Annotated in this window: 4 protein-coding genes; all 4 read left to right on the top strand. The window is 71.0% G+C overall.

Annotation, left to right across the window (positions count from 1 at the left end):
- Positions 1-700 precede the first annotated feature (700 nt).
- The 4 genes from OXU43_01645 (at position 701) to OXU43_01630 (ending at position 5,482) form a co-directional block, all read left to right on the top strand.
- Positions 701-3,232 carry a S8 family serine peptidase gene (locus tag OXU43_01645; GenBank protein MDD9823875.1) on the top strand — a complete coding sequence of 844 codons (2,532 nt, stop codon included), beginning with the start codon at positions 701-703 and terminating at the stop codon, positions 3,230-3,232.
- Positions 3,233-3,331: 99 nt separating this feature from the next.
- Entirely contained in the window at positions 3,332-4,147 is an 816-nt protein-coding gene (locus OXU43_01640; GenBank protein MDD9823874.1) for a sulfite exporter TauE/SafE family protein, read from the top strand.
- A gap of 11 nt (positions 4,148-4,158) precedes the next feature.
- Entirely contained in the window at positions 4,159-4,575 is a 417-nt protein-coding gene (locus tag OXU43_01635) for a secondary thiamine-phosphate synthase enzyme YjbQ (protein MDD9823873.1), read from the top strand.
- 313 nt (positions 4,576-4,888) lie between these two features.
- Positions 4,889-5,482: a hypothetical protein gene (locus OXU43_01630; GenBank protein ID MDD9823872.1), complete on the top strand. Its 594-nt coding sequence runs from the start codon at positions 4,889-4,891 to the stop codon at positions 5,480-5,482.
- The last annotated feature ends 83 nt before the right edge of the window (positions 5,483-5,565 follow it).

Genomic DNA, 5,565 nt, shown 5'->3' with positions numbered 1-5,565 from the left:
CTATTCCTGCCCCCGTTAATGCAGTAAAGACAAGCCAGGGGCAAGCCTGCGCCTCGGTCTTCCCATCACTCCGCCCTGGAGGGGGAGCCTGGGCGGCCCTTGCGGTTCTCCTGGGCGGTGGGGCGTAGCAGGCGCTTTAGCTGCTCCCCCCACCGGCGCGACCTCGGGCTTGCGCCCTCGTCTTGCCGACTCCCCCTCAAGGGGGGAGTGATTGGGGGGGAGTGGCGCGTAAGAACCGCTTTTCTTCCCTTCGATTGCGTAACGGCTTGGCGGCGGCAAGTGTCGTTTTATGCGGGTATAATTCGCGGTTATGGAGTCGTTATTCGTCTGCCCGGGTGCCGCCAGGTTGCGGATGGCGCCATGCGTTGCCGACACGGTGCGCGCAGTGCGGATGTTCTGCCGTACTCGCCGGGTGCGGCGCCGGTGTGCGGGGGCGCGCTTGGCGATGCGGACATTGCCGCTCCTGTTGGCGGCCTCCCTGCTCGTTGGTTGTGGCGGGGGCGGCGGTGGCGGGGGCGGCGGGAGCAGCGGCAGGCCGGCAACCTCCGGTGGTCCGCCGCCAACGAACCCCGATGACACGACAGTGACGCGGCCAGCGCCATCGGTGCCGGGGACAACCCCCACGCCCGCGCCAGCCCCACAGCCGCCGCCGCCCCCGGCGCCGCCGCCGTCACCACCGCCATCGCCTCCCCCGGCGCCGATGCCGCCGCCCGAGCCGTCCGCCACCTTCCCCCGCGCCGCCGCCGACCCCGGCAGCCCCTTCGCCTTCTCCGCCCTCACCGACGAGCAGTTCAGGACGGCCAGGGCGGCATACGAATCCAGCGGCGAATACAGCGTCGCCGCCACCACCAGCGGCGGGCGCTTTATCATTGACAATCACCTCCGCGCCATCAACGCCGCGGCCGCCTACGCCCGCGGCGCCACCGGCGCGGGCGAGACCGTGGTCATCGCCGACAGCGGCTTCTACCAAGAGCACCGCGAGTTCAGCGGCGCCGGCAAGTTCACCCTCGGCGAATCCTTCGGCGAGCCTTGTACCGCTGAGGAAATCCGTACCCGCGCATGCTCCGATGTGGACCACGGCACCTCCACCGCCGGCGTCGCCGCCGCCCGCCGCGCCACCGAATCCACCCTGCCCAACAGCCAGGGCGTTGCCTTCGACGCCAACATCATCGGCCTGCGTGTGCGCCTGGCAGCCGGCCGGCCCACCACCGACACCGCCCCGCCGGCCCTCACCGACGCCAGCGACACCGACACCGTCAATTTTTATGAACGCCTGCTGTACCAGCCGGTGGATTCCAGTTTGGACCAGGACGACTGGACTTACGACCGCAACCGCCCGCGCCCGGGCTTCGTCATCAACATGAGTTTCGGCCTCCCGCACGGCATTGATTCCTACACCCGCGCCCAAGTGCGCGAGTTCCGCGACCGCACCGCCACCCTGTTCGCCCAGGGCCACCGCGCCGCCGCCGACCGCACCATTCTGGTCTGGTCGGCCGGCAACCAGAACGACCGCCGCTACGCCGCCCGGCCGGGGGAGGCGCAGGGCGACCTCGTGGACGCCACCTCGCCGACGCTGAACACCGCCCTCGGCGTGCATTTCGACCTGCCGCATGTGTTGGTCGTGGTCTCGGTGCAGCAGAACGGCCGCATCGCCCCCTTTTCCAACCGCTGCGGCACTGCCAGAGCGTTCTGCATCGCCGCCCCCGGCGTGGACCTCATCGCCCCGCAGCGCGGCCCCGGCGCCGTCAACTCCCTGGGCGAGACTTCCTACCCCACCGACTCCTACCGCACCTTCAGCGGCACCTCCGCCGCGGCCCCGGTGGTCACCGGCGCGCTCGCCGTCATGCGCTCGTTCTTCCGCAACCCTGACGGCACTCCCGCCCTCGGCAACACCGAACTGGCCACCCGCCTCCTCGCCACCGCCGACCGCACCGACCGCACCGCCACCGGCGGCCCGGACTACTCCGACAGCGACACCTACGGCCACGGCCTGGTGGACCTGGACGCCGCCACCCGCCCGGTGGGCAGCTTGAGCACTGCCATGCATGGAACTGCCGACGCCCGCCCGGTAGCCGGGACCGCCCTGGAAACGACCGGCACGGCACTGGGCACGGGGCTGGCCGACGCCCTGGGCGGTTTGCGGATGGCGGTCTTCGACGAACTGGGCGCGCCGTTCTTTACCGACTTCGGCAAGTGGGTGCGGCGCTCCGGACCGCTCCACGCGCCGCGCCTGCCCGGCGGCGAGGCGGCGCGCGCCGCCGCTTACCGCCTGGCGCTGGACGACGCCGACTTCGCCTTCTCGCTGCGGCCGCCGCCGGGCACAGGCAGCCGCGACGACGAGGACCGGTACGCGGCGGGGTGGCGCTTGGACGAGGCCCTGTTGCGATCCCGCTCCGGATGGTGGACTTCCTGGAATTACCACGGCGGCCGCGCCCTGGGGTTGTACTCCGGCGAGTACGGTTCGGCTGCCGCGCATTTCGACGACCCGGCGGCCTTCGCGGCGCCGTACTTGTCCCTGGTGCGCGGCGGCGCCGGACTGGGTTTTGCCCGCCGCTCCGCGGCAGGCGGGCAGCTGGGCTGGACTCTGTTGCGCGGCGCGCCCCGCTACCTTGGCCATACCTCCGCCGGCTGGACGCCGGGCCTGGGCATGGCGCTGGATTACCGCCCGGCGCGCGGGGGCCTGTCGCTGCAAGCGGGCATGGTGCGCGAGGCGGAGGGCTTTTTGGGGGCGCGTCCCACCGGCGCCCTGGGCGCGGCGGACGGCACGACGCTCTTTGTCGGCGTCAATGGCGGCTGGGAGATCGGGCGGGACTGGCGGGCGCTGGCGGCGGGCTACCTGGGCAGGACGCGGCCCGGGATCGGGGGCGGCGGCCTGTTGCGCGGGGTTTCCGAATTACGCAGCAGCGCCTTCAGTCTGGGCCTGGTGCGGCGCGCCCCGTGGCGCGCCGGCGCCTGGCTGGGTCTGCGCGTCACGCAGCCCTTGCGCCTGGAATCCGGGGCGGCCCGGCTGCGCCTTGCCTCCGGGCGCACGCGCTACGGCGAAGTGCTGTACCGGGATCACAGGGTGGAACTGGCGCCGCAAGGACGCGAGCTGGAGTTGGAAGCGGCGTACCGCACCCCGGTGCGTGCCGGCAAACTGTCGCTAAGCCTGACGCTGACCCGCCACCCCGGCCAGGATCGGCGCGCGGGCATGCGTCCTGCGGCGTGGCTCGTTTTCCAGCGGGCTTTCTGATCCGGGCCTCTGCGCCCCGCGCCGTACACCCCGCGCCTTGGCGCCCGCCGCCGGAGAATACGCGCCGGGGCGGCATAGCGGGCATAGTAGAATGCGCGTATGTCTCCCCTTGAACCGCTTTTGCCGGAGCTGCGCCTGTTCCCGGTTTACCTGCTGACCGGCCTGTTGGCCGGGGTGACCGGCGGCCTGCTGGGATTGGGCGGGGGCATCGTCCTGGTGCCGGTCCTGTGGCTCCTTTTCCTCTGGCAGGGCTTTCCGCAAGGCGGGCTGATGCAGGTGGTGGTGGCCACTTCGCTGGCCACCATCGTGTTCACGGCGGCGAGCGCCACCTGGACGCACCACCGGCGCGGGGCGGTGCGCTGGTCCCTGGCGGGCGCCCTGGCGCCCGGGGTGCTGGCCGGCAGCCTGCTGGGGGGACTGCTCGCGGACGGACTGCCCAGCGAGGCATTGCGGCGGTTCTTCGGCGGCTTCGAGCTGTTCGTGGCCTGGCGGCTCTGGCGGCGGCCGCCGCCGGCGCCGGCGCGCGACCTGCCGCGGCGTCCGGGCATGCTGGCCGCGGGCGGCGGCATCGGCCTGCTGTCCGCCCTGATGGGGATTGGGGGCGGCACGCTGACCGTGCCGTTTCTTCTGTGGCGCGGCGTGGAGATGCGCCCCGCGGTGGCCACTTCTTCCGCTTGCGGGATCCCGATCGCCTTGGCCGGCGTCCTGGCCCTGACGGCCGGCGGCTGGGGGCGCGCGGACCTGCCGCCCGCGACCCTGGGATACGTGCACTGGCCGGCCGCCCTGTTTATCGTGCTCGGCAGCCCGGTGGGCGCCTACCTGGGGGCGCGCCTGGCCTATCGTCTTTCCGTGCCGCTGTTGCGCCGGATCTTCGCGCTGCTGCTGATACCGGTCGGCCTGCGGATGCTTTGGTAGGGGCGCGCGGCATGGTGGCGCAGGAGATTCTGCAGTGCGAGACCCGCGGCCGCGGCAGCCTGGACCTGAGCGGCGAGGTGCAGGCGCTGGTGCGCCGCTCCGGCGTGCGTTGCGGGCTGTGCCACCTCTTCGCGCAGCATACCAGCGCCTCGCTGATGCTGTGCGAAAACGCCGATCCGCAGGTGCGCCGCGACCTGGAGGCGTTTATGGGCCGCCTGGCGCCGGACGGCGACCCGATCTTCCGCCATACCCAGGAAGGGCCGGACGACATGCCGGCTCATGTGCGCACCGTGCTGACCGGCAGCGCCCTGCTGCTGCCCGTGCGCGACGGCGCCTGCCTGCTCGGCACCTGGCAGGGCATTTATCTGTGGGAGCACCGCCGCGCCGCGCACCGGCGCCGGGTCGTCGTCACGGTGTACGGAGAGTAGGGCGGCGCAAGCCGTTACGCAATCGAGGGGAAAAGATTCCCACCCCGCTATTCCCGCGCATCACTCCCCCCTTGAGGGGGAGTCGGCAAGACGAGGGCGGAGCCCGAAGTCGCGCCGGTGGGGGGCATAGCGGCGCCTCCTTCCCCCCAGCGGACACGGAAATCGCAACCGCCGCTTCCTCCCCCTCCAGGGGGGAGCGATGGGAAAAAAGAACGGGCGCGCTGCGTTGCTTTCGGGCGCGAATTGCGGGTATCTTGCGGCGTAGCGCCAGACGGCCCCAGCACGCGGGAAAGAACGCGAAGGAAAGAAGAACATGAGCAGAGAACACTTGTTGCGCATCTACGCCCTTGCGGTTTGTTTCAGCGCGGTGATCTGTTGCATCGTGGGTGTTGCCGGCGGCACATACGACCTCGTTCGGATCGCCAAGCCGGAATTGACCCTGCCGTCTTACGAATACCGGCGGCACCAGACGAATTATGACTTCTTCTGCTCCCGCTCCGGCTATTCCCCCGCCGAAAGCGAGTCCCCGCATCCGGGCTGCGAGCGGCCGGCGCTGTATCAGGAACTGGAGCGGGACGCCGAGGCCGCGGCGGTGCGCGAGAATAGCTACCGCATCGTACTGGAGACGGAAAGCAGGGGAGGTTTGCAGGGGCTCCTGAGAATGTCGATCCTGGTCATCGTCGCCGTGCTGCTGTTTTTGGCGCACTGGCGCCTGGCGCGGCGCATCGCCGCCCCCGCCGCGCCGGCGTCGCTCGACCCCGTCTCGGACAAGCTGGAGCTGGCCCGCGCCTATATTGAATTGGGCGATACGGGCAACGCGAAGGCGGCGCTGGAAGAGGTCATGTCCATGGGCGACGAGGCGCAGCGCAAAGAAGCGAAAAGGCTGTTGTTCCAGATACCGGAATAGTTGCTGTCGGGATCGCCCGCGACCCGTAGTCCGTAGTCCGCGCCCGCCGCAAGCCGTTACGCAATCGAGGGCAAGAAAAGCGG

This window comes from Gammaproteobacteria bacterium (assembly GCA_028817255.1).
Classification (GTDB): domain Bacteria; phylum Pseudomonadota; class Gammaproteobacteria; order Porifericomitales; family Porifericomitaceae; genus Porifericomes; species Porifericomes azotivorans.
Note: the sequence above shows the minus strand (reverse complement) of the source record. Positions and strands in the feature narration are given on the sequence as shown.